Source organism: Nonomuraea lactucae (genome assembly GCF_003313395.1).
In the GTDB taxonomy this organism is placed as follows: domain Bacteria; phylum Actinomycetota; class Actinomycetes; order Streptosporangiales; family Streptosporangiaceae; genus Nonomuraea; species Nonomuraea lactucae.
In genome coordinates this window covers 1-693 of record NZ_QNFZ01000346.1, presented here as the reverse complement: position 1 = coordinate 693, position 693 = coordinate 1, and the positions used below count along the sequence as shown (strand labels likewise).

Sequence of the window (693 nt, the reverse complement as noted above, 5' to 3'; positions counted from 1 at the left end):
GGCCGCCCGGGCGGTGGCTGGCGGCGCCACCGAGTTCAGGCGCGACGGCCGCGTGGTCATCGTCGGCGCCTCGCTGGCCGGAGCGCGCGCCGCCGCGGTGCTGCGGCGGGAGGGCTTCACCGGCTCGCTCACGATGATCGGCGACGAGCCGCACCCGCCGTACGACCGGCCCCCGCTGTCCAAGCGGATCCTGTCCGGGGAGGTGCCGGCCGAGCACACCCTGCTGCCCCGCCTGCGCGAGGAGATCGGCGCCGAGTGGCTGCTGGGCACCGCGGCGACGGGGCTTGACCTCGCCGCCAAGCGGGTACGGCTCGCCGACGGCCGGGAGGTCGCCTTCGACCGGGTGCTGATCGCCACGGGCACCCGTGCGAGGCCGTGGCCGCACGAGGCCGAGGCCGCCCTGGAGGGCGTGCACGTCCTGCGCACGATGGAGGACTCGGCCCGGCTGCGGACCGCGCTGGCCGACCGGCCGGGCAGGGTGCTGGTCATCGGCGCCGGCTTCACCGGGTCGGAGGTCGCCTCCGCCTGCCGCGACCTGGACCTGCCGGTCACCGTCGTCGAGCGCGGAAAGGCGCCGCTGGTGGGGGCGCTGGGCGCGGTGATCGGCGCGGTGGCGGCCGACCTCCAGCGGGCCGCCGGCGTGGACCTGCGGTGCGGCGTCACGGTCTCGGCGCTGGAGGGCGACGGGGCCGG

At 78.2% G+C, this 693-nt stretch carries 1 protein-coding gene; it reads left to right on the top strand.

Going from position 1 to position 693, the window contains the following annotated elements:
- A partial coding sequence (locus DQW85_RS21865; protein WP_338043402.1) for an FAD-dependent oxidoreductase occupies nucleotides 1-693 on the top strand: 693 nt, incomplete at both ends.